The 23001-nt window shown below is 66.2% G+C and carries 20 protein-coding genes and 1 tRNA gene; 6 read left to right on the top strand and 15 right to left on the bottom strand.

Annotated elements, in window-relative coordinates; genetic code table 11:
* Positions 1 to 223: 223 nt before the first annotated feature.
* The 5 genes from F3J14_RS24090 to F3J14_RS24070 form a co-directional block, all read right to left on the bottom strand.
* Complete coding sequence (locus tag F3J14_RS24090; RefSeq protein ID WP_166725125.1) at positions 224 to 625, bottom strand: YXWGXW repeat-containing protein; 402 nt, start codon at positions 623 to 625, stop codon at positions 224 to 226.
* A gap of 168 nt (positions 626 to 793) precedes the next feature.
* Positions 794 to 1048: a cell division topological specificity factor MinE gene (minE, locus tag F3J14_RS24085; protein WP_006750836.1), complete on the bottom strand. Its 255-nt coding sequence runs from the start codon at positions 1046 to 1048 to the stop codon at positions 794 to 796.
* Positions 1049 to 1060: 12 nt separating this feature from the next.
* Positions 1061 to 1876 carry a septum site-determining protein MinD gene (minD, locus tag F3J14_RS24080; RefSeq protein ID WP_006750835.1) on the bottom strand — a complete coding sequence of 272 codons (816 nt, stop codon included), beginning with the start codon at positions 1874 to 1876 and terminating at the stop codon, positions 1061 to 1063.
* A 59-nt stretch (positions 1877 to 1935) separates the two neighbouring features.
* Positions 1936 to 2709, bottom strand: a complete 774-nt coding sequence (gene minC / locus F3J14_RS24075; RefSeq protein WP_166725124.1) for a septum site-determining protein MinC — start codon at positions 2707 to 2709, stop codon at positions 1936 to 1938.
* A 157-nt stretch (positions 2710 to 2866) separates the two neighbouring features.
* A complete protein-coding gene (locus F3J14_RS24070) occupies positions 2867 to 3382 on the bottom strand; it encodes a GNAT family N-acetyltransferase (RefSeq protein ID WP_166725127.1) in 516 nt (171 codons plus the stop codon).
* Between the two features lie 677 nt (positions 3383 to 4059).
* Here F3J14_RS24070 and F3J14_RS24065 point away from each other — a divergent pair.
* Complete coding sequence (locus F3J14_RS24065; RefSeq protein ID WP_166725123.1) at positions 4060 to 5220, top strand: alkane 1-monooxygenase; 1161 nt, start codon at positions 4060 to 4062, stop codon at positions 5218 to 5220.
* Positions 5221 to 5250: 30 nt separating this feature from the next.
* On the opposite strand, the gene F3J14_RS24060 is transcribed toward F3J14_RS24065, so the two are convergent.
* From F3J14_RS24060 to serS, 3 genes are all read right to left on the bottom strand, one after another.
* Positions 5251 to 6786: a methyl-accepting chemotaxis protein gene (locus F3J14_RS24060; protein WP_166725122.1), complete on the bottom strand. Its 1536-nt coding sequence runs from the start codon at positions 6784 to 6786 to the stop codon at positions 5251 to 5253.
* A gap of 319 nt (positions 6787 to 7105) precedes the next feature.
* A tRNA-Ser gene (locus F3J14_RS24055) sits at positions 7106 to 7196 on the bottom strand.
* Positions 7197 to 7310: 114 nt separating this feature from the next.
* Complete coding sequence (gene serS / locus F3J14_RS24050; RefSeq protein ID WP_166725121.1) at positions 7311 to 8612, bottom strand: serine--tRNA ligase; 1302 nt, start codon at positions 8610 to 8612, stop codon at positions 7311 to 7313.
* A gap of 260 nt (positions 8613 to 8872) precedes the next feature.
* Between serS and F3J14_RS24045 the strand changes: the two genes are divergently transcribed.
* The gene (locus F3J14_RS24045; protein WP_166725126.1) at positions 8873 to 9139 is read left to right on the top strand and encodes a DUF2164 domain-containing protein; all 267 of its coding nucleotides are present in this window, start codon (positions 8873 to 8875) and stop codon (positions 9137 to 9139) included.
* Positions 9140 to 9176: 37 nt separating this feature from the next.
* Here F3J14_RS24045 and F3J14_RS24040 read toward each other — a convergent pair whose 3' ends face one another.
* From F3J14_RS24040 to F3J14_RS24030, 3 genes are all read right to left on the bottom strand, one after another.
* Positions 9177 to 10487 carry a replication-associated recombination protein A gene (locus F3J14_RS24040; RefSeq protein ID WP_166725120.1) on the bottom strand — a complete coding sequence of 437 codons (1311 nt, stop codon included), beginning with the start codon at positions 10485 to 10487 and terminating at the stop codon, positions 9177 to 9179.
* Positions 10488 to 10667: 180 nt separating this feature from the next.
* Entirely contained in the window at positions 10668 to 11357 is a 690-nt protein-coding gene (lolA, locus tag F3J14_RS24035; protein WP_006750827.1) for an outer membrane lipoprotein chaperone LolA, read from the bottom strand.
* Positions 11358 to 11403: 46 nt separating this feature from the next.
* Positions 11404 to 13713, bottom strand: coding sequence for a DNA translocase FtsK (locus F3J14_RS24030; RefSeq protein ID WP_166725119.1), 2310 nt, complete (start codon positions 13711 to 13713; stop codon positions 11404 to 11406).
* 412 nt (positions 13714 to 14125) lie between these two features.
* Between F3J14_RS24030 and trxB the strand changes: the two genes are divergently transcribed.
* The 3 genes from trxB to F3J14_RS24015 all read left to right on the top strand — a co-directional run bounded on the left by trxB (position 14126) and on the right by F3J14_RS24015 (position 16614).
* Positions 14126 to 15088 (top strand): thioredoxin-disulfide reductase, encoded by a 963-nt coding sequence (trxB, locus tag F3J14_RS24025; protein WP_166725118.1) that lies wholly within the window; start codon positions 14126 to 14128, stop codon positions 15086 to 15088.
* Between the two features lie 136 nt (positions 15089 to 15224).
* Positions 15225 to 16004 carry a Smr/MutS family protein gene (locus tag F3J14_RS24020; protein ID WP_166725117.1) on the top strand — a complete coding sequence of 260 codons (780 nt, stop codon included), beginning with the start codon at positions 15225 to 15227 and terminating at the stop codon, positions 16002 to 16004.
* A complete protein-coding gene (locus F3J14_RS24015) occupies positions 15991 to 16614 on the top strand; it encodes a trimeric intracellular cation channel family protein (RefSeq protein ID WP_166725116.1) in 624 nt (207 codons plus the stop codon). The genes F3J14_RS24020 and F3J14_RS24015 overlap by 14 nt, the downstream gene beginning before the upstream one ends.
* Before the next feature lie 82 nt (positions 16615 to 16696).
* Here F3J14_RS24015 and ugpC read toward each other — a convergent pair whose 3' ends face one another.
* The 4 genes from ugpC to F3J14_RS23995 form a co-directional block, all read right to left on the bottom strand.
* The gene (gene ugpC / locus F3J14_RS24010; RefSeq protein ID WP_006750822.1) at positions 16697 to 17812 is read right to left on the bottom strand and encodes a sn-glycerol-3-phosphate ABC transporter ATP-binding protein UgpC; all 1116 of its coding nucleotides are present in this window, start codon (positions 17810 to 17812) and stop codon (positions 16697 to 16699) included.
* A gap of 112 nt (positions 17813 to 17924) precedes the next feature.
* Positions 17925 to 18782 (bottom strand): carbohydrate ABC transporter permease, encoded by an 858-nt coding sequence (locus tag F3J14_RS24005; protein ID WP_006750821.1) that lies wholly within the window; start codon positions 18780 to 18782, stop codon positions 17925 to 17927.
* Positions 18772 to 19710: a sugar ABC transporter permease gene (locus F3J14_RS24000; protein WP_166725115.1), complete on the bottom strand. Its 939-nt coding sequence runs from the start codon at positions 19708 to 19710 to the stop codon at positions 18772 to 18774. Before F3J14_RS24000 ends, F3J14_RS24005 begins: the two co-directional genes overlap by 11 nt.
* Positions 19711 to 19848: 138 nt before the next feature.
* A complete protein-coding gene (locus tag F3J14_RS23995; protein ID WP_166725114.1) occupies positions 19849 to 21096 on the bottom strand; it encodes an ABC transporter substrate-binding protein in 1248 nt (415 codons plus the stop codon).
* A gap of 429 nt (positions 21097 to 21525) precedes the next feature.
* Here F3J14_RS23995 and zwf point away from each other — a divergent pair.
* The coding region (gene zwf / locus F3J14_RS23990) for a glucose-6-phosphate dehydrogenase (protein ID WP_247682280.1) at positions 21526 to 23001 on the top strand (1476 nt) is incomplete at its 3' end.

Raw genomic sequence — 23001 nt, 5'->3', positions numbered from 1 at the left:
CGGCCGACAACGGCGCCACGCACACGCCGGCGACGCCGCATGACGGCGGCCGGCCGGCATCCGGCGCGAACGGCCCGGCGCAACCGGGCCCGGGCGACGCTCAGTAGATCACCACCGGCGCCGGCCGATAGTAGACAGGCCGGGCCGGCACGACGATACAGCCGGCGAGCGTGATTGCGACGAGCGCGATGGCAATGGCGGTTCGTTTCATCGCACGCCTCCGTCAAGCCCAGTGGCCGCGGGTCCAGAACCAGTTCGGGCCGCGCTGATCCCAGTGGCCCGGCACCCAGTGCATGCCGATACGCTCGGCTTCCCAGTGGCCGCCGATCCACACGTAGCGACCATGATCCCAGTGCCAGTGACCGCGCTCCCACACATAGCCGACGCGCGCGTCGGGCACGACCTCGTAGCGCACGGCCGGCGGCGCGTTCGGCGCGACGACGACGATTTCCTGGGCGGGCACGGCCACCGGTTCGGCGACGACCATCCGGCCCGATTGCACCAACACCGGCGCGCCGACGAGGATCTCGTCCGCGCGTGCAGCGAGCGGCGCGGCGACGGCTGACAGGCCCGCGGCGAACAGCGCGAGCGAAACGATACGGCGTTGAACAACAGAGACAGCCATCACAACCTCCTGATTGAGAAATGACGCGAGCGACGCGAGCGTATTCGTTCAATGCGGGAGGTCGACCAACGGCCGACAGACACCGTGTTACGGCGAGCCCGAAAGTGCAACAGGGCGTAAGACGCGCACGGCGGAATGCGCCGCCGTGCGGAGAGAGACCGGCAAAAGTCAGGCTTGCGGGATCTCGATCTTCACTTCGAGGACTTCGAGATCGTCCTGGCGCTCGAGGCTCACGCGGATGTCATCGTTCGAAATACGGACGTACTTCGAGATGACCGCGACCAGCTCCTTCTGCAGCGCCGGCAGGTAATCGGCCGGCGGCCGGCCGCCGACCCGCTCGTGCGCGATGATGAGCTGCAGGCGCTCCTTCGCGACCGATGCGGACTTCTTCTTCTCACCGAGGAGAAACGAAAGGATGGACATGGGCGGCCTCCGTTACTTGCTGCCGAAGAGGCGCTGCAGCAGGCCCGGCTTCTGGTAATCGGTGAAGCGCAGCGGCTTGTCCTCGCCGAGGAAGCGAGCGACGACGTCCTTGTACGCTTCCGCAACGTCGGTGCCGTCGATATGCACGGCCGGCAGACCCTGGTTCGATGCGTGCAGCACGGCTTCCGATTCGGGCACCACGCCGATCAGCTTGATGCGCAGGATCTCGCTGATGTCCTCCAGCGACAGCATCTCGCCTTCGCTCACGCGCTTCGGGCTGTAACGCGTGATCAGCAGGTGCTCCTTGATCGGATCCTTGCCTTCGGTCGCGCGCTTCGTCTTCGACGACAGGATGCCGAGAATGCGGTCCGAATCGCGCACCGACGACACTTCCGGGTTCGTGACGATCAGCGCTTCATCGGCGAAGTACATCGCATGCAGCGCACCGGCTTCGATCCCGGCCGGCGAATCGCAGACGATGAAGTCGAAGTCCATCGCGACCAGGTCGTTCAGCACCTTCTCGACGCCGTCGCGCGTGAGCGCATCCTTGTCGCGCGTCTGCGACGCCGGCAGGATGTACAGGTTCTCGCACTTCTTGTCCTTGATCAACGCCTGGTTCAGGTTCGCTTCGCCCTGGATCACGTTGACGAGGTCGTACACCACGCGCCGCTCGCAGCCCATGATGAGATCGAGGTTGCGCAGGCCAACGTCGAAGTCGATCACGGCCGTCTTGTGGCCACGCAGCGCGAGGCCGGACGCGAAGCTCGCGCTGGTCGTCGTCTTGCCCACGCCGCCCTTGCCCGAAGTCACCACGATGATTTTTGCCATTTACCCAATACCCTGTGTTCGTCAATGAGAGCCGATCGAGCCGGCGTGCGCCGCGTGAATCACGTCAGGCGCAGCGGTTCGATCATCAGTTTTTCCTCTTCGAGCCGGATCTGCACCGCTTTGCCCAGTATGTCGGCGGGCAACGGGTTCTCGGTCGTTCGATAGATACCCGCGATTGAAATCAGTTCCGGTTCGAGACACGTGCAGAAAATGCGCGCGTCGTGATTGCCATGCACGCCCGCGAGTGCGCGGCCGCGCAACGGCGCGTAGATGTGGATGTTGCCTTCCGCGATGATCTCGGCGCCGTGACTGACCGGCGCAAGCACCACGAGGTCCCCTTTCGCGTAAATCTGCTGCCCCGAACGCAGCGGCCGATCGATCACCAGCGTCTGGCCGCCCGCCGGAATCGACGTCGGCGCAGGCTCCGGCGCCGGTTCGGCTGCCACGGCAGCCGCAACGGCCTCGGCAGCGACAGGCGCAGGCTCCGCTTCGTCGGCCGGCTTCCCGGCCGACACGCGGCGATCGCGCGCCTCCAGCAACGGCAGGCCGGCTTCCCCCGCCCAGCCCTGCGTGGCCAGCGCGACGACGCCCACCGGGCGCATCCGCACGTCGTTCAGCATCTGGCGGATGTCGGCGAGCGCGACGCGTTCGCCGTCCGCGAGGCGGCGGACGTCGATTGCGACGACATCATCGGCAAAAAACTCGGGAGTCGCTTCGAAGCGCTTGACCAATTCGGTACGCAACGCATCGAGATCGGTCGTCTTCACGGTGAACAGCAACGTATCGACCGATCCGCTGCGCAGCTCGAAGAATGGCGATTTTTTAAGCGACATGGACACTCTGCAAAAAATTTTTGCGTATTTTACAGGCGTCCACGCGTGCAGCCATCATTTTTGGGAAACCGGGTCGCGGCGAACGCGCGACCAGCAGGCGGGCAGTGGGACGGGCGACCGGGGCTTCATCGCGCCGTGCGGCCCGCGCGTTCATGCGTCAGGGTGTGTTGAAGTGCGACACGAACAACGACTTCATCGCGCCGGGCATGCGCGCGATTGGTGCATGCTCGCCCGTGTTGCCGAAACCCGCGCGCTCGTAGAAACGAATTGCGTTGCGGTTCGCATCGGCGATCCATGCATAGACGTCCTGCGCACCGCGTTCGGCCAGCCACGCGGTGGCCGTTTCCAGCAACAGCACGCCGCCGCGCAGATGGCGGACCGCGTGCGCGACCCAGAGCTCGCTGACGAACGCGCGCCGCTCGGGCGTATTGTCGAAATACGCGCCGATCATGCCGGCCGGATGGCCTTCGGTGTACAGCAGGAAAGTCGTCGACTCGTCGGACTCGGCGCGCAGCGCGGCGATGGCCGCCGCCGCGTCGGAATCGACGTTCAGCAATTCGGCCTCCGGCGCTTCGCCGGGCGCGTAGGGCTCACGCAATGACGCGGCGCGGAGTTCGCGATACACGCGGCCCTGGTCGGCAGCGATACGACGAACGGTCAAGGTCGAACTCATGCAGGCACAGCCCCCTTCGGACAGCAAGCTACTAGCTTCAACCGAAAGCGGGGCATGAGTCAAATCGTTATTTTCAAATGACAGCGCGGATCGAAAGGCAACAGATGCCGCCCACGCGCGGGTGTGCAGATGCAGCATTGGCGCGCCGATGCACAGCGACGCACGGCAACCGAACCGCAAGGTCGGACATGTCGCCCCGCTCGCCTTGTCATGTATGGCATTTCATTCGCCGAACCTCCGGCATTTCATCGCCACGACCGTAATTGTTCGTAACATATGTACGGGAAAGGGCTGTGCCACCGCACGTCGTTGAGGCGCACTTATTGCATTGCAACATTCGTTGCGAAGCTCACCGCCGGAGGCACGCGAGCATCACAACACACATTCCTCTGACGAGACCTCGGCCGCACGGGTCGATCGGGCCTGCATGGCCTGTTTCAATCACCCCCGTGACGGCCTTCCCGACGCGCGGCATGCGCGGCCCGCCGTTTGGAGTGCCATGCCTAGCGCCGGGGTTTGGAAAGGATGCGCGACGGTCGTATAACTGGCACAACCGGGCCACTGATCCGGTGCCGCGTGCCGTGCCGCGGACCAACGACGATTCGAACGACGATAAACGTGCAGGTCCGGCCGTCGCGCCCGCGAGCGCAGGAGCCTGCCCCGAAAGGAGGGAGACAATGGCAATGACCGACGAATCGGCCTCGGGCTGGTCGGATGGCAAACGTTATCTGTGGCTGCTCGGTGCGGTGACGATCACGCTGCCGATCCTGTCGGCCCAGCTTGCGTTGTCGACGGGCCTTCACGTGTTCTGGTGGTTCGGCCCGCTGTTCGCGTTCGGCGTGATTCCGATCCTCGACACGCTGATCGGCGACGATCGCGACAATCCGCCCGAAGCCGTCGTCCCGCACCTCGAACGGGCGCGCTACTACCGCTACATCGTCTATCTCGCGACGCTGATCGAATACATTGCGTTCTTCATGTGCGTGTGGATCGTCGGCACGCATGCGCTCGCGTGGTACGACTACGTCGGCTTCGCGCTGTCGCTCGGCGCCGCGACGGGCATCTCGATCAACACCGCGCACGAACTCGGGCACAAGACCAGCCGCTTCGAACGCTGGCTCGCGAAAGTCACGCTCGCGCCGGTTGCGTACGGGCACTTCTTCGTCGAGCACAACCGCGGCCATCACGTGCGCGTCGCGACGGCAGAGGACCCGGCGAGCGCGCGCTACGGCGAATCGTTCTGGGCCTTCCTGCCCCGCACGGTGACTGGCAGCATCCGCTCGGCCTGGCGGCTCGAAAAGACGCGCCTCGAGCGGCTCGGGCATTCGCCGTGGACCTGGCGCAACGAGGTCCTGCATGCGTGGGCGATGACCGTCGTCGTGTGGGGCCTCGCGATCGCGATGGCCGGCAAGGTCGTGATCCCGTTCCTCGTGATCCAGGCCGTGTACGGCGCGTCGCTGCTCGAAGTCGTCAACTACGTCGAGCACTACGGGCTCGGCCGCCGCAAGCTGCCGAGCGGCCGCTACGAACGCTGCGCGCCGCAGCATTCGTGGAACAGCAATCACGTCGTCACCAACCTGTTCCTGTATCAGCTGCAGCGGCACGCCGACCATCACGCGAACCCGACGCGCTCGTACCAGGCGCTGCGCCACTTCGACGACTCGCCGCAACTGCCCGCCGGCTACGCGACGATGATCCTGTTCGCCTATGTGCCGCCGCTCTGGTATCGCGTGATGAATCCGCGCGTCGTCGCGCACTACGGCGGCAACATGGCGCAATCGAACATCAAGCCGTCGATCCGCGCTCGCGTGCTCGCGCAGTATTCGGCCACGGCATGACGCCACGCGGTGCGGTCGCCGGCGATATCGTCACGCGGCTTGCGGCAGCCTGAACACGGCGACCGCGTGCCGCAGCGCGCTCGCCTGCTCGGCCAGCGCCTGCGTTGCGGCCGACGCCTGTTCGACCAGCGCCGCATTGCGCTGCGTCGCTTCATCCATCTGCGTGACCGCGACGTTCACCTGCTGGATGCCGCCGCTCTGCTCCTGCGACGCGGACGAGATCTCGCCGACGATCGTCGTGACCCGCTGCACCGCGCCGACGATCTCGTGGATCGATTCGCCCGCGCGGCCGATCAGCACGGCGCCCTCGTCGACCCGCCGCGTCGATTGCTCGATGAGCGCCTTGATCTCCTTCGCGGCGGCCGCACTGCGCTGCGCGAGCGTGCGAACCTCCGACGCGACGACCGCGAACCCGCGCCCCTGCTCGCCCGCCCGCGCCGCCTCGACGGCCGCGTTCAGCGCGAGGATGTTGGTCTGGAATGCGATGCTGTCGATGACCGCGATGATCTCGCCAACCTTCGCCGAACTGGCGGCAATCCCGGTCATCGTGTCGACGGCGTCCGTCATCACACTGCCGCCCGCGGACGCAATGTCCGATGCGTCCTGTGCCAGCTGCGCCGCGTGCTGCGCATACCCGGCCGACTGGCGCACGATATCCGTCAGTTCGGTCATGCTGGCGGCGGTTTCCTCGAGCGATGCGGCCTGCGCCTCGGTGCGCGACGACAGGTCGTGATTGCCCGATGCGATCTGCGCACTCGCGGTCGCGACGGCTTCGGCATGCGTACGCACCTCGAGCACGACACCCGACAGGCTCGCCTGCATCGTCCGCAATGCGCGCAGCAGATCGGCGATCTCGTCGCGGCCGGCCGCGTCGACGTCGCGCGTCAGGTCGCCGCCGGCCACCGCCTGCGCACAGGCGACTGCGCGATCGAGCGGCCGCAGGATCGCGCGACTGAACAGGAACGCCCCGATCATCGCGATGCCGAGCACGATCAGCATCAGCACGACGCTTGCCGCGGTCGCGTGACGCGCGTCGCGACTCGTTTGCGCCGACACGTCGGCGCTCTCGTCGGCGATCGTCTTCGCCGCGCGCTCGAGCAGCTCGGCGGGTGCCCGGTCGACGCCCGCCACGGCCGCGTCACCGGCAGTTGGTTCGAAACCCGCAGCCTTGAATGCGTCGAACCCGCGCCGGTAGCCGTCGCCCATCGCCGCATGCGCGCGCATGAACTGCTCGACGAGCGTGCGGCTCTCGCCGGGCGGCAACCGGTTGACGAGTTGCGCGGCGAGCGTGTCGACCGTGCGCTCGCGCGTCTGGAATGCCTGCCAGTACTTGTCGAGCTTGTCGGGCTGCTTGCCGCGCAGCAGCGTGTCCTTCCATTCCTGGACCTGCAGCTTGAACTGCACGAGCGTCGCCGACACGAGCCGCTCGTTGGCGACATGCGTCTGCACGTCGTTCGCGAACGTATCGATCGACCGATTGAGGATGCGGATGCCGTACAGCGCACCGCAGAACATCAGCAGCAGCGCAATGGCGAATGCGAGGGGAATCTTGTAGCTCAGCTTCATGGGACCTTGAATCGACGGAGAACGATGCGACCGGCACGAGTACCGGCCGCCGCACCGTGTTAACGGCCCGGATATGGAAGGCTTAAAACAGAAGAAAGTGATGAGGGCCGGCATACTGCGCCGGCCGACAACATGACGAACGAGGCTCCGGCGACCCCGACGATCGCGCCGGTCACGGAGTGGCCGACCTGCGTCGGTGTCGACACGAGCGAATGCGCCGATAGTCGCCCTGTCGTCGCCGCATCGTCAATCGACACATGCAGCGGCGACCCAAAACGAAAAACCCCGTGATCCTTTCGGATCACGGGGCTTCGTATTTTGGCGGAGAGGGTGGGATTCGAACCCACGGTACGGGGAAACCGTACGCCTGATTTCGAGTCAGGTACATTCGACCACTCTGCCACCTCTCCTTCCTTGCTACATCTCACGGCTGGTCGTTTCCGCGAGAAAAAGATTATAAGACGATCGCTTCCTGGCTGACAAGCCCTTTCTGCAAATTTTTTGCGAGGGGTTTGAAGGCCGTGTTACGACGCCTGGGCAGGCGCGTCGATGCGCTCCATGCCGCCCATGTACGGACGCAGTGCCTCCGGCACCGTGACCGAACCGTCGGCATTCTGGTAGTTCTCGAGTACCGCGACGAGCGTACGTCCGACCGCGAGGCCCGAGCCGTTCAGCGTATGCACGAGTTCCGGCTTGCCCTGCGCATTGCGGAAACGCGCCTGCATCCGGCGCGCCTGGAACGCCTCGGTGTTCGAGCAGCTCGAGATCTCGCGATAGGTGTTCTGCGCGGGCAGCCACACTTCGAGGTCGAACGTCTTCGCGGCCGAGAAACCCATGTCGCCGGTGCACAGCGCCATCACGCGGTACGGCAGGCCGAGCTTCTGCAGGATCGCTTCCGCGTGGCCGACCATCTCGTCGAGCGCTGCGTACGATGCGTCCGGCGCGACGACCTGCACCATCTCGACCTTGTCGAACTGGTGCTGGCGGATCATCCCGCGCGTGTCGCGGCCGTACGAGCCGGCTTCCGAGCGGAAGCACGGCGAATGCGCGGTCAGCTTGATCGGCAGCGCTGAGCCTTCGACGATCGATTCACGCACGGTGTTCGTCAGCGAAATCTCGGACGTCGAGATCAGGTATTGCGTGATCGTGCTCTCGCCGCCGCCCTTCTCGACGCGGAACATGTCGTCCGCGAACTTCGGCAGCTGGCCCGTGCCATACAGGATCTCGGGATTCACGATGTACGGCGTGTACGTCTCGCTGTAGCCGTGCTGCAGCGTGTGCGTGTCGATCATGAACTGCGCGAGCGCGCGGTGCAGACGTGCGATCGAGCCGCGCAGCATCGTGAAGCGTGCACCGGCGAGCTTCGCGCCGGTTTCGAAATCGAGGCCGAGCGGCGTGCCGACGTCGACGTGATCCTTCACCTCGAAGTCGAACTCGCGCGGCGCGCCCCAGCGGCGCACCTCGACGTTGTCGGCTTCGTCCTTGCCGACCGGCACGCTTTCGTGCGCGACGTTCGGCATGCCCAGCATCAGGTCGGACAGGCGCGTCTGGATCTCGCCGAGCTTGGCCTCCGACGCCTTCATCTCGTCGCCGATCCCGCCGACTTCGGCCATCACGGCCGACGTGTCCTCGCCCTTCCCCTTCATCGCGCCAATCTGCTTCGACAGGCTGTTGCGGCGCGCCTGGAGCTCTTCGGTACGGGTCTGGATCGCGCGGCGTTCCGCTTCGAGGGCGGAAAACGCGGCGACGTCGAGGGTGTAGCCGCGATCGGCGAGGCGCTTCGCGACGCCGTCGAGGTCTTTGCGCAGCAACTGGATGTCGAGCATGGGAGGACTTGGGAAATCGTTGTGTAAGACGGGAATTCTAACGCACCGCGCGGTCGCCACGGCACTGGCCGGACGGACAGTGCCGCAAACGCGCGGCGGACGTGGCAGTATCGCATTGCCGGCCTGCGCGTCGGCAGCCGGCGAAGCGCGTCGTGCAGCGCCGCTGCGCAGCGCGCGACAACCGCGCCGGCCGGGCCGGCCAAGCGCAAAGCGGCGGGCCACGCACCCGCCTTCGCATCACCATCACCCGAGGGAACCCGATGGCCATCGAGCTGGACAAGGATGTCCGCGACCGCGCGATCGCGTCGCTGCAACGCTATTTCACAGAAAACATGGACGAGCCGATCGGCAACATCCAGGCCGGTGCGCTGCTGCACTTCTTCGTCGAGGAGATCGCGCCGGCGATCTACAACCTCGCGATCGCCGATGCGCAGGAGCGCCTGCACGCACGGATCGCCGAACTCGACATCGAATGCCACGCGGAGCCGTTCGAGTACTGGAAGAAGCAGCCGGGCCGCAAGCGCTGACGCACCCGGCGCAGCGCCCGCCGCCGCGTGTGGCCGGTCAGTCCTTCTTGCCGGCCTCGCGGTCGAGCTCGCGCAGCCACGCGAGCTTGTCGGCGATCTTCGATTCGAGCCCGCGCGGCACCGGCTTGTACCAGCGCGGCTCGCGCATGCCTTCCGGCAGGTAGGTCTCGCCGGCCGCATAGGCATTCGGCTCGTCATGCGCGTAGCGATACGCATGACCGTAGCCGAGTTCCTTCATCAGCTTGGTCGGCGCATTGCGCAGATGCACGGGCACCTCGCGCGACTTGTCCTGCTTCACGAACGCCATCGCCTGGTTGAACGCGTTGTAGCCCGCGTTGCTCTTGGCCGCGCACGCGAGATAGATCACCGCCTGCCCGAGCGCCAGCTCGCCTTCGGGGGAGCCGAGCCGCTCGTAGGTCGCGGCCGCGTCGTTCGCCATCTGCAGCGCGCGCGGGTCGGCCAGGCCGATGTCTTCCCACGCCATCCGCACGATCCGCCGCGCGAGATATTTCGGATCCGCACCGCCGTCGATCATCCGGCAGAACCAGTACAGCGCGCCGTCCGGGCTCGAACCGCGCACCGACTTGTGCAGCGCCGAGATCTGGTCGTAGAAATTGTCGCCGCCCTTGTCGAAGCGCCGCGCGTTCAGCGTCATCGCGCTGCTGACGAAATCGGCATCGATGGTCGTGATTCGGGCGGACGAGGCGGCCGTCTGCGCCTGCTCGAGCAGGTTCAGAAAGCGCCGCGCGTCGCCGTCCGCGTAACCGATGAGCGTATCGACCGCCTTGTCGTCGAACGCGAGCCCGTCGAGCGCGATTTCCTGCGCACGCTTGAGCAACTGACGCATCTCGTCGTCGTTCAGCGACTGCAGCACGTAGACCTGTGCGCGCGACAGCAGCGCCGAGTTGACTTCGAAGCTCGGATTCTCGGTCGTCGCGCCGATGAAGGTCACGAGCCCCGACTCGACGAACGGCAGCAGCGCATCCTGCTGCCCCTTGTTGAAGCGGTGGATTTCGTCGACGAACAGGATCGTGTGGCGGCCGGTGCGGTTCAGCGTCTCCTTCGCCTGCTCCATCGACTCGCGGATGTCCTTCACGCCGCCGAGCACCGCGGACAGTGCGATGAATTCGCAGTCGAACGCGAGCGCGGTGAGGCGCGCGAGCGTCGTCTTGCCGACGCCGGGCGGCCCCCACAGGATCATCGAATGCGGCTTGCCGGATTCGAACGCGAGCCGCAATGGCTTGCCTTCGCCCAGCAGGTGCGTCTGGCCGATCACCTCGGCGAGCGTCTTGGGCCGCAGCGCCTCGGCGAGCGGCCGGCGCGGCTCGACTTGAAACAGGTCGGACATGAACCCTCGCTCCAGATCAGACAATGGCGGCCGAACGGGCCGCCGGACCCAATATTATGACAGCCGCGCGACTGCGCCGCCGGGCCCGGGCCCGGTGCCTGCGTCCGGTACCCGCGTCCGGAAACAACACGGGCCTGCCGTTGCCGGCAGGCCCGTGTCGGGACAACGGTGCGACGCCGGTCAGCCGTTGATCACGTCCGCGCCTTTCGGCACGACGAACTTGAACGTATCGCCCTTCAGCGGCGGATTCGTCTGGATGTTCGTGAACGTGAGCAGCGTGACGTTGCCGAACACGTCGTGCAGTTCCATCGCGGCGAGCGTGCCGTTGCGGAAACCGATGCCGATCCGCTGGAACTGCGTGTCCTGCGCCTTCGGCAACATCTCGAGCCAGTCGATTCCGCCCTTCTCGCCCGCATCGCGCAGCGTGTAGTTCTTGTCGAGATCGTTGCTGCCGAACAGGATCGCGGCCGGGCTCGCGCCCAGCGCGCCGTTCAGCTTGCGCTCGGTGACCTGGTTCAGGTCGCGGTCGTACACGTAGAGCTTGTCGCCGTCGGCCTGCAGCACCTGCTGGTACGGCTTCTGGTACGTCCAGATGAACTTGCCCGGACGCGAGAACACGAACGTGCCGCTCGAATTGTCGTTCGGCTTCGGCGCGGCCTGCGCGGCGCTCGCGCCCTTGCTCGGCGCCTTGACGATCTGCTGCGTGAATTCACCCTTCGCCGAACGCACCTGCGACACGAAGGCCTTCAGTTGCTCGGTGCCGCTCGCAAACGCGTGCGTCGCCGCGAGCATCAGCGATGCGCCGGCGAGCGCCGCGCCGAGCCAGCGCCGCGTCGAACGAAGGGACAATGCGAACGAATGTTGCTGCATATTGCGGTTTTCTCCCTGGGTGGCCGGCGCCGCGGGCGCCGCGGACTCATTCCGCGTCGCGCGCCGGCACAAGAATTTCGCGGTTGCCGCTCGACGACATCGTCGACACGAGCCCCGACTGTTCCATCTGTTCGAGCAGCCGCGCCGCGCGGTTATAGCCGATCCGCAGATGACGCTGCACGAGCGAAATCGACGCGCGGCGGTTCTTGATGACGATCTCGACCGCCTGGTCGTACAGCGGATCAGACTCGCCGCCGCCTTCGCCGGTTCCCGCGCCGGCCGAACCCTCGTCGCCGTCGGCGGTGCCGCCTTCGAGCAGCCCTTCGACGTAGTTCGGCCCGCCGTGCTCCTTGAGCTTCTCGACGACGCGATGCACTTCGTCGTCGGCGACGAACGCGCCGTGCACGCGCACGGGCAGCCCGCTGCCCGGCGGCAGGTACAGCATGTCGCCCATCCCGAGCAGCGATTCGGCGCCCATCTGGTCGAGAATCGTGCGCGAGTCGATCTTCGACGACACCTGGAACGCGATCCGCGTCGGCACGTTCGCCTTGATCAGGCCGGTGATCACGTCGACGGACGGACGCTGCGTCGCGAGGATCAGGTGGATGCCCGCCGCGCGCGCCTTCTGCGCGATCCGCGCGATCAGCTCCTCGACCTTCTTGCCGACGACCATCATCAGGTCGGCCAGCTCGTCGATCACGACGACGATGTTCGGCAGGCGGCCAAGCGGCTCAGGATCGTCCGGCGTGAGGCTGAACGGATTCGGAATCTTTTCCTCGCGCTTCGCCGCGTCGTCGATCTTGTTGTTGTAGCCGGCAAGGTTGCGCACGCCGAGCTTGCTCATCAGCTTGTAGCGGCGCTCCATCTCCGCGACCGTCCAGTTCAGCGCATGGCCGGCCTGGCGCATGTCGGTGACGACCGGGCACAGCAGGTGCGGAATGCCTTCGTAGACGCTCATTTCGAGCATCTTCGGATCGATCAGGATCAGGCGCACCTGCTCGGCGGTCGCCTTGTACAGCAGCGACAGGATCATTGCGTTGATCCCGACCGACTTGCCCGAACCGGTCGTGCCGGCGACCAGCAGGTGCGGCATCTTCGCGAGATCCGCGCACACCGGCTTGCCGCCGATGTCCTTGCCGAGGCTCAGGGTCAGCGCCGACGACGCGGCCGCATAGACTTCCGAGCCGATGATCTCGGACAGGTGCACCGTCTGGCGGCGCTGGTTCGGCAGCTCGAGCGCCATGTAGTTCTTGCCGGGGATCGTCTCGACCACGCGGATCGACACGAGCGACAGCGAACGCGCGAGATCCTTCGCAAGGTTGACGATCTGGCTGCCCTTCACGCCGGTGGCCGGCTCGATCTCGTAGCGCGTGACGACCGGGCCCGGATACGCGGCGACGACGCTCGCCTCGACGCCGAAATCCTTCAGCTTCTTTTCAATCAGCCGCGACGTGAATTCGAGCGTATCGGCCGAAATCGCTTCCTGCGTCTTCGGCGCGGGATCGAGCAGCGACACCGGCGGCAGCGTCGAATCGCCCGGCAGGTCGGTGAAGAGCGGCACCTGGCGCTCGCGCTCGACGCGCTCGGACTTCGCCGGCGTGACGACCGGCGGCACGATCGTCACGGGCTCGTGATCCTCGATGCGCACGCGCTCCTCCTCGACCTTGCCTTCGCGGCGCACGGCCGCGGCCTCGCCGAGCTTGCGGTCGCGCTCGGCCTCGCGGCGCAGCTTCGCGACGTTGACGGCGGACAGGATCGCGCCGCCGACGCGCTCGGCGACCGACAGCCACGAGAAGCGGAAATACAGCGACAGGCCGATCGCGAGCGCGATCAAGAGCAGCAGCGTGCCGCCGGTGAAGCCGAACGCGTGCGACATCGCGCCCGCCACGGCCTCGCCGATCACGCCGCCCGGCGCGCGCGGCAACTGCACCTTCAGCGACCACATCCGCAGCGCCTCGATGCCGTCGCACGCGAGCACGACGAGCACGAACGCGAAGATCTCGGTGAGCCAGCCGATCGGCCGCTCGGGTTCGTCGACTACCGCCTCGTGACGCGTGATGCGCCGGTAGTTGACCGCGATGCGCCGTCCGAGCGGCACGATCAGCCAGTAGGCCGACAGGCCGAACAGCAGCAGGATGATGTCGGCCGTCCACGCGCCCACGCGGCCGGCCCAGTTCGAGATGTGGTCCACCTGGGCTGCGTGCGTCCAGCTCGGATCGCGCCGGCTGTAGCTCAACAGGGCCATCACCAGAAAAGCGCAGAGCGCGACCTGGAGAATCCAGCGGATCTCCGTGAGGAGCTTCGACATCCGGTGCGGCAACGCCTGTGCCTGGGCGGAATAAGGAGCTTTTGCCATGAATCCGTATAAAGAGGACGGGCCGCGCGCCCGCCTGTCGTTCGATCGCGCTTATTGTAAACGCTGCACCGGGCCGTCAAGTGTAAATGACGGTTACATAAGAGGGCCGGGTACCTGAAGCACCCCACCGCACATGCGATCCGGACCGTCTGGCGCCAGCCCATGGCGCCCGCCCGCGGCAATGCGCCGCCACGGGCAACGGCAGCCGTGCCCGCCGCCCCCTCCGCCGCGCCGCGCCGCGAGCCGGCCGCCGGGAAACGCTATCGCCACGATTGAAACTCTCGTTCGGCAGTGCAGCAACGGGGCCTTTATAATGCGCGTCTGATACCCATCTATGACGGCATCCCGGTCAACCCAGACCGTCCGGCGAGCCTTATCCCGCCCGCCGCGGCCGCCTTTTACGGATTCGCACATGTCCACGCCCAAACACGCCAAAGTCCTGATTCTCGGTTCCGGCCCCGCCGGCTACACGGCTGCCGTCTACGCGGCACGCGCCAACCTGTCCCCGGTGTTGGTCACCGGCATCGCGCAGGGCGGCCAGCTGATGACGACGACCGACGTCGAAAACTGGCCGGCGGACGCAAAGGGCGTGCAAGGCCCGGAACTGATGGCGCGCTTCCAGGAGCACGCCGAGCGCTTCAACACCGAAATCGTATTCGACCACATCCACACCGCGAAACTGCACGAACAGCCGATCCGGCTGATCGGCGATTCGGGCGAATACACGTGCGACTCGCTGATCATCGCGACCGGCGCGTCCGCGCAGTATCTCGGCCTGCCGTCCGAGGAAGCCTTCATGGGCAAGGGTGTGTCGGCCTGCGCGACCTGCGACGGCTTCTTCTATCGCAACCAGGAAGTCGCGGTGATCGGCGGCGGCAACACGGCCGTCGAGGAAGCGCTCTACCTGACGGGCATCGCGAAGAAGGTCACGGTGATTCACCGCCGCGACAAGTTCCGCGCCGAGCCGATCCTGATCGACCGCCTGCTGGAGAAGGAAAAGGAAGGCGTCGTCGATATCAAGTGGGATCACGTGCTCGACGAAGTGACGGGCGAGCAGTCGGGCGTCACGGGCCTGCGCATCAAGAACGTGAAGACCGGCGAGACGCAGGATCTCAACGTGCAAGGCGTGTTCGTCGCGATCGGCCACAAGCCGAACACCGACCTGTTCCAGGGCCAGCTCGAGATGAAGGACGGCTACATCCTGACGAAGAGCGGCCTGCACGGCAACGCGACGTCGACCAGCGTGCCGGGCGTGTTCGCCGCCGGCGACGTGCAGGACAACGTGTACCGCCAGGCGATCACGAGCGCCGGCACGGGCTGCATGGCCGCGCTCGACGCGCAGCGCTACCTCGAAAGCCTGCACGACAAGAAGTAAGCGTCAAGCGTTCGGCCGCCGGGCGCTACAATGGCGTCCGCTGCCGCGAAGCGGGCTTGACCGGAAAGCCGCTGCCGCCGTGCAGCGGCTTTTTTTGTGCCCGCGCGTCCGAACGCGCCTGCCCGGTTACCGAATCATGGCGAAGAACCAGCCCCATCCGAGCGATCCCGCGAAGCGGCAGATCGCCTCCCGTCCCGCGAACCCGGCGCCCGCCGCGCCATCGCCCGCGCCTGATGCCGCCACGTTGCGCGGCCAGGGCCTTGCCGGCCTCGGCGCGCTGCGCAAGTCGCTGCAAGGCGAAGCCGACCGCCGCGAGCGCGCCCGCGTCGAAACCGCGAAGGTCGCGCGCCAGGCGGAAGCCGACGCGAACCTGTTCCGCAACGAAATCGGCGCGATCCAGCCGCTGAACGCGCCGCCGCGCGCGAAGCCCGGCCGCATGCCGCCCGACCCGGTGCCGAAGCAGACGCAGCGCGACGAGGAAGACGTGCTGAACGCGACGCTGTCCGACGAATTCGATCCCGAGACGCTGCTCGACAGCGACGAATCGCTGTACTACCACCGCCCCGGCATCAGCCGCGAGGTCGTGCGCAAGCTGCGCAGCGGCGCGTGGATCGTGCAGGCGCAACTCGACCTGCACGGGATGCGGCGCGACGAGGCGCGCGACGCGCTCGCGGAATTCATCCGCGAAGCCGGCAAGAAGGGGCTGCGCTGCCTGCGCGTGATCCACGGCAAGGGGCTCGGCTCGATCGGCAAGGAGCCCGTGCTGAAAGGCAAGGTGCGCGCGTGGCTCGTGCAGAAGGAAGAAGTGATCGCGTTCTGCGAGGCGCGCAGCCACGACGGCGGCGCGGGCGCGGTGCTCGTGCTGCTGCAGCCGCTGCCGGCGCCCGCCGATCGGGGGCCGCGTGCCGCATCCTAGGCTGACGCTCGCGATCTCGATACTGGAAGCGATCGCGACGCTCGCCTTCGCGATCTCGGGCTTCATCGAGGCGCGCAAGAACCGTCTCGACTCGGTCGGCACGTTCGTCGTCGCGCTCGCCACCGCGTTCGGCGGCGGCACGCTGCGCGACATCCTGCTCGAACGCCGGCCGTTCTACTGGGTCATCCACGACGACTACGTGATCGCGATCTTCGTGCTCGCGCTGTTCGCGCCGTTCGTGCTGCGGATGCTGTCGCGGCTGTCGGCCGAGCGGCTGCTGCTGGTGGCCGATGCGATCGGGCTCGGCATCTTCAGCATCTCGGGCACCGCGATCGCGCTCGATGCCGAGATGCCGCGTTTCATCGCGGTGATGATGGGCGTGATCACCGGCGTGGTCGGGGGCATCATCCGCGACGTGCTCTGCAACGACATCCCGCTGATCCTGCGCGATTCGCGGCCGTACGCGACCTGCGCGTTCGTCGGCTGCTGGTTCTATCTGCTGCTCGCGTGGCTGCAGTTCGACTCGGTGTACAGCGTGCTGCTCGCGACCGGCTTCATCCTCGTCGCGCGGCTCGCGACGTTCAAGTTCGACGTGCGGTTGCCGCACTGACGCCGCCGCGCATCGCCACACGCAAAAACGAAAGGGGCCGTTCAAGACGGCCCCTTCTCTTTCATTCAGCGCAAGCGCCGCCTCACGCGATCCGCTCTTCCGACGCCGGATCGAACAGCACCGCCTTCGACACGTCGAACAGCAGCGACAGCGTCTGGTCGGGCTGCGGGTTCGCGGCCGGGTGCACGCGGCTCACGATCCGCTTGCCGTTGACCTGCGCGAACACGTGCGTGTCCGGGCCGGTCGGCTCGGTCACGTCGACGCGCACATCAAACGGCTGCAGGTGCGACGCGTCGCCGTTGTGCGCGTGGCGCACGTCGGTGATGCGCTCCGGACGCAGGCCGAGGATCACCTCGCGGCCGACGTGCGACTTCAGCTGGCCATCGAACGGCAGGTTGAGCGCGCCGCGCTTGACGCCCGTATCGATCTCGAGCGCGATCCCGCTGCCCTGCTCGACCAGCTTGCCGTTGATGAAGTTCATCGGCGGCGCGCCGATGAAGCCCGCGACGAACAGGTTCGACGGCGAATCGTAGATGTCCTGCGGCGCGCCGAACTGCTGGACCACACCGTCCTTCATCACCGCGATCCGGTCGCCGAGCGTCATGGCCTCGATCTGGTCGTGCGTCACGTAGACGATCGTCGTGCCGAGACGCTGGTGCAGCAGCTTGATTTCGGCGCGCATCTCGATGCGCAGCTTCGCGTCGAGGTTCGACAGCGGCTCGTCGAACAGGAACAGCGACGGATCGCGCGCCAGTGCGCGGCCCATCGCGACGCGCTGGCGCTGGCCGCCCGACAGCTGGCCCGGCTTGCGGTCGAGCAGGTGCTGGATCTGCAGCATCGCCGATACGCGCTCGACGATCTGCTGCTGCTCGCTCTTCGGCACCTTGCGGATGTTCAGGCCGAACGAGATGTTCTCGCGCACCGTCATCGACGGATACAGCGCGTACGACTGGAACACCATCGCGATGTCGCGATCCTTCGGCGACAGGTCGTTGACGACCTTGCCGTCGATGCAGATCTCGCCGCTCGTCACGGTCTCGAGGCCGGCGATCATGTTGAGCAGCGTCGACTTCCCGCAGCCCGACCCGCCGACCAGGATCAGGAACTGTCCGTCCTCGATCTCGATGTCGACACCCTTCAGGACCGGCACCCCGTTCGGGTAGGTCTTGTACACGTCACGGATGGAAAGGCTTGCCATGCTGTGAATCCTCTGTCTCGTCTCGCGCGGCGCACTGCGGCGCCGCGTCGGGTTCGTTTCGATGCGCCGCGCGTCGCGCGCGGCCGGTTCGTCGTATCGGATGAAACCGCGCTTACCCCTTCACCGCGCCCGCCGTCAGCCCGCGCACGAAGTAGCGGCCGGCGACCACGTAGACGAGCAGCGTCGGCAGCGCGGCGATGATCGCGCCTGCCATGTCGACGTTGTACTCCTTCACGCCCGTCGACGTGTTGACGAGGTTGTTCAGCGCGACCGTGATCGGCATCGAGTCGACGCCGGAGAACACGATCCCGAACAGGAAGTCGTTCCAGATCTGCGTGAATTGCCAGATCAGGCACACCATGAAGATCGGCAGCGACACGGGCAGCAGGATCTTCGTGAAGATCGTGAAGAAGCCCGCGCCGTCGATGCGTGCGGCCTTCACGAGCTCGGCCGGCACGCTCACGTAGAAGTTGCGGAAGAACATCGTCGTGAACGCGATGCCGTACACGACGTGCACGAACACCAGGCCCGGAATGGTATTCGCGAGGCCGAGCATCCCCTGCAGGCGCGCCATCGGCAGCAGGATCACCTGGAACGGGATGAAGCAGCCGACCAGCATCATCGTGAACAGCGCATCCGCGCCGCGAAAGCGCCAGTGCGTAAGCACGTAGCCGTTGAACGCGCCGATCAGCGACGAGATCAGCACGGCCGGAATCACCATCTGCAGCGAATTCAGGAAGAACGGCTTCATCCCGTCGCAGCGCACGCCGGTACACGCGCCGCTCCACGCCTTCACCCACGGATCGAACGTCCAGTGCGTCGGCGGCGTCAGCAGGTTGCCGGTGCGCAGCTGGTCGAGGTCCTTGAACGACGTCGACAGCATCACGTAGATCGGGAACAGGAAATACAGCGCGAACAGGATCAGCGCCGCATAGATCACTGCCCGGCTGATCGTCATCTTAGGCTGCATTGCGGGTGCTCCTCGATTCCATATACATCAGCGGCACCAGCACCGCGACCACGGTCGCGAGCATCATCACCGACGACGCCGCGCCGAGCCCGAGCTGGCCGCGGTTGAACGAAAACGTGTACATGAACATGGCCGGCAGCGACGACGACGTGCCGGGGCCGCCCGCCGTCAGCGCGACGACCAGGTCGAAGGTCTTGATCGTGATGTGGCAGAGGATCAGCAGCACCGAGAAGAACACCGGGCGCATGCTCGGGATCACGATCTTGCGGTAGATGGTCGGCAGCGTCGCGCCGTCGACCTGCGCGGCCTTGAAGATCTCGGCGTCGACGCCGCGCAACCCGGCGAGGAACAGCGCCATCACGAAGCCGGTCGACTGCCACACGGCGGCGATCACGATACAGAAGATCGCCTTGTCCGGATCGTCGAGCCAGCCGAACGAGAAGCTCGTCCAGCCCCAGTCGTGCATCACCTTCTCCAGGCCGAGGCCCGGGTTCAGGATCCACTGCCACGCGGTGCCCGTCACGATGAACGACAGCGCCATCGGGTACAGGAAGATCGCGCGCAGCGCGCCTTCGTTGCGGATTCGCTGGTCGAGCAGGATCGCGAGGAACAGCCCGAGCGCGACGCAGATCGCGATGAACGGAATCCCGAACCAGCCGAGGTTCGCGGCGGAGGTCCACCACACGTCGTTCTGGAACAGGTCCGAGTAACGGCCGAAGCCGTCGAATTCGTAGTTCGGCAACAGCCGCGAGTTGGTCAGCGACAGATAGCCGGTAATCAGGATGAAGCCGTAGATGAACACGACGGCGATCGCGAGGCTCGGCGCGAGCACGAGCTTCGGAATCCAGCGATCGGCGAAAGCCGACATCGGCGACGTGCGCCGTGCGACGGCAGTGCCGGATCCGTTTCCGCTAAGAGGGGCAGCCACTTGATTCGACTCCTGGAACGAGGGCGGCGCAGGCCGGGCCGGCGCCGGGTACGGCGCGGGCCCGCGGGCGAGCCCGTTTGCTGCACATGCAAAAACGCCCGGCCGACGATGCGTTTCCGGCCGGGCGCCCGTTGCGCCTTACTTCACCTTCGCGGCTTTCGCGAGCGCGGCGACCGCGCTCTTCGAATCCTGCTGCGAGTTCATGAACTTCGTCACGACGTCGGTGATCGCGCCGGCCGTCGCGTCGCCCTGCGCCATCCCGTGCGCGAGCGACGGCACGAAGCCGCCCGACTTGATCGCGGTCTGCTCGTCGGCATACGACTTCTTCGCGCAGTCGTCGAACTTGTCCATCTTCACGCCGAGGCGTACCGGCACCGAACCCTTCAGCAGGCTGAACTGCTCCTGGAAGGCCGGCGTCATGATCGTCTTCGCGAGGGCGAGCTGGCCCGGCGTCGCGTCCTTCTGGCCCTTCTGCTGGAAGAACACGAACGAGTCGACGTTGAACGTGTACGAATTCGCCGTGCCGGGCACCGGTGCGCAGATATAGTCCTTGCCGGCCTTCTTGCCGGCGTTCTCGAACTCGCCCTTCGCCCAGTCGCCCATGAACTGCATGCCGGCCTTGCCGTTGATCACCATCGCGGTCGCGAGGTTCCAGTCACGGCCGTTGCGGCCGGTGTCGAAGTAGCCCTGGATCTTGCGCACCGTGTCGAACACCGACAGCATCTGCGGCGAGCTCAGCGTCGCCGGGTCGAGATCGACGAGCGCCTTCTTGTAGAACGCCGGGCCCTGCGACAGCACGACGTCTTCCCACAACGTCAGATCCTGCCACGGCTGGCCGCCCATCGCGACCGGCTGGATGCCCGCGGCCTTCAGCTTGTCGGCCACCGCGAAGAACTCGGGCCAGGTGGTCGGCACCTTCGCGCCGATCTTGTCGAGCGCGGCCTTGTTGATATAGAGCCAGTTCACGCGGTGCACCGAGAACGGCGCGGCGACGGTATGGCCCTTGTACTTGATGATCTTGTCGATTTCCGGCGGCAGGTTCTGCTTCCAGTCGCCGGCAGCCGAATCGATGTTGACGAGCACGCCCTGGTCGGCCCAGTCCTGGATCAGCGGGCCCTTGATCTGCGCGGCCGACGGGGAATCGCCGCTGATCACCTTGGTCTTCAGCGCCGTCATGGCCGCCGCGCCCGCGCCGCCCGCGACCGCGAAGTCCTTCCACACGTAGCCCTGCTTCTGGAGGTCGTCCTTCAGCACGCCGACGGCCTTCGACTCGCCGCCCGAGGTCCACCAGTGCAGCACCGTTACGTTCTCGGCCGCCTGCGCCGCCACGGCGCCAGCCATCAGACCCGCGGCGCAGAGCGCGCCCATGATCGAGCGAACTTTCATTACTTATCTCCTCCAGACTGAATCAACTCGTGAAGTTCCCTGACCGGGAACCGGCTTCTTGATAAACGACGGGGAAATCGAGCCGCGGGACGCGTGCAGCGTACGGGGCCGATGACCGGCCGGGCTCTTACAGAAAGCGTGAATCGAGATTCAACGGCGTGTCTCCTCATTGTGTTTCTGGCCCGCCGCGATGCCGCGGCGCGAGCCCGGGGCGACGGCGCGCGGACGATGCGCACCGTCAATGTCCGATAACATTCGGCACAAGGCGTTCCCGAAGGCGAAGCTCGCGCAGTTCATCGACCGCACTTCTTTTTTTCTTCACCCAGGTGCTACCCCTTGCGGCGGATTGTAGTTAAACTACAATTCAGTGTCAAAAATATTTTTATCGCACTACGGATCGCTTCCCAGCACCCCAACCGGCGGAGACACATGCATACCGATTCCAGCTTTACCTTCGTACTTTTCGGCGGCACCGGCGACCTGTCGATGCGCAAGATCCTGCCCGCGCTGTTCGAAGCGCACCGCGGCAACATGCTCGCGGAAAGCGGCCGGATCGTTGCCGTCGCGCGGCACGAATCGGATCGGGCGGGCTATCTCGAGTGGGTCGACACGCACGTGAAGCCGCATGCGGCGAAGGCGGCCGGCAAGGCGTTCGACGACAGCGCGTGGCAAGCCTTCCTCGAGCGCATCGAATACGTGAAGCTCGACCTCGGCCGCGCGGAGGACTACACCGTGCTGCGCGACGCGGTCGCGCAGCTGCCCGGCATCCGCGTGTTCTATCTCGCGACGGGGCCGTCGCTGTTCGTGCCGATCTGCAAGGCGCTCGCGTCGGTCGGCCTGAACGAAGGCGCGCGCATCGTGCTCGAGAAGCCGCTCGGCTACGACCTGCGCTCGTCGAACGCGATCAACGACGCGGTCGGCGAGATCTTCGCGGAAGACCAGATCTACCGGATCGACCACTACCTCGGGAAAGAGCCGGTACAGAACCTGCTCGCGCTGCGCTTCGGCAATGCGCTGTTCGAGCCGCTGTGGCGCCGCGAATGGGTCGAGAGCATCCAGATCACGATCGCCGAGGAGCTCGGCGTCGAGGCGCGCGGCGATTTCTACGACAATACGGGCGCGCTGCGCGACATGGTGCAGAACCACCTGCTGCAGCTGCTGTCGATCGTCGCGATGGAGCCGCCGCACTCGATGGATTCCGACTCGGTGCGCGACGAGAAGCTGCGCGTGCTGCGTGCGCTGAAAGCGGTCGATCCGCGCGACATCGGCAAGGTCGCGGTGCGCGGCCAGTATCATGCGGGCGTGATCAAGGGCGCGCAGGTGCCGGCCTACGCGACCGAGCCGGGCGTGAAGCCCGACAGCCAGACCGAAACCTTCGTCGCGCTGAAGGTCGAGATCGAGAACTGGCGCTGGGCCGGCGTGCCGTTCTTCCTGCGCACCGGCAAGCGTCTCGCCGACCGCGTCGCGGAGATCGTCGTCAATTTCCGGCCGGTGCCGCACTCGGCGCTCGGGCCCACCGCGCTGCGCGCCGGCGCGAACCGCCTCGTGATCCGGCTGCAGCCGAACGAGACGATTCGCCTGTACTGCCTCGCGAAGCAGCCCGGCGAAGGGATGAACCTCGCGAGCGTGCACCTCGACCTCGCGTTCGACCAGTTCTTCAAGGAAGGGCAGATGGAGGCCTACCAGCGCCTGCTGCTCGACGTGATCAACGGCCGCCTCGCCCTGTTCGTGCGCCGCGACGAGCAGGAAGCGGCGTGGCGCTGGGTCGAGCCGATCCTGAACTCAAGGACAACCTCGCGAACGCGAAGCCGTACAAGAGCTGGATCGACGCCGTGCGCATCAAGCTCGACGAGATCGAGCCGAAGGCCGAGGACGTCGCGGCCGGCCGCACGCAGGGCGCAGCGC

Source organism: Burkholderia sp. Tr-862 (genome assembly GCF_011753085.1).
GTDB lineage: Bacteria > Pseudomonadota > Gammaproteobacteria > Burkholderiales > Burkholderiaceae > Burkholderia > Burkholderia ambifaria.
The sequence above is the reverse complement of the archived record's forward strand: the minus strand, read 5'-3'. Positions and strand labels throughout refer to the sequence as shown.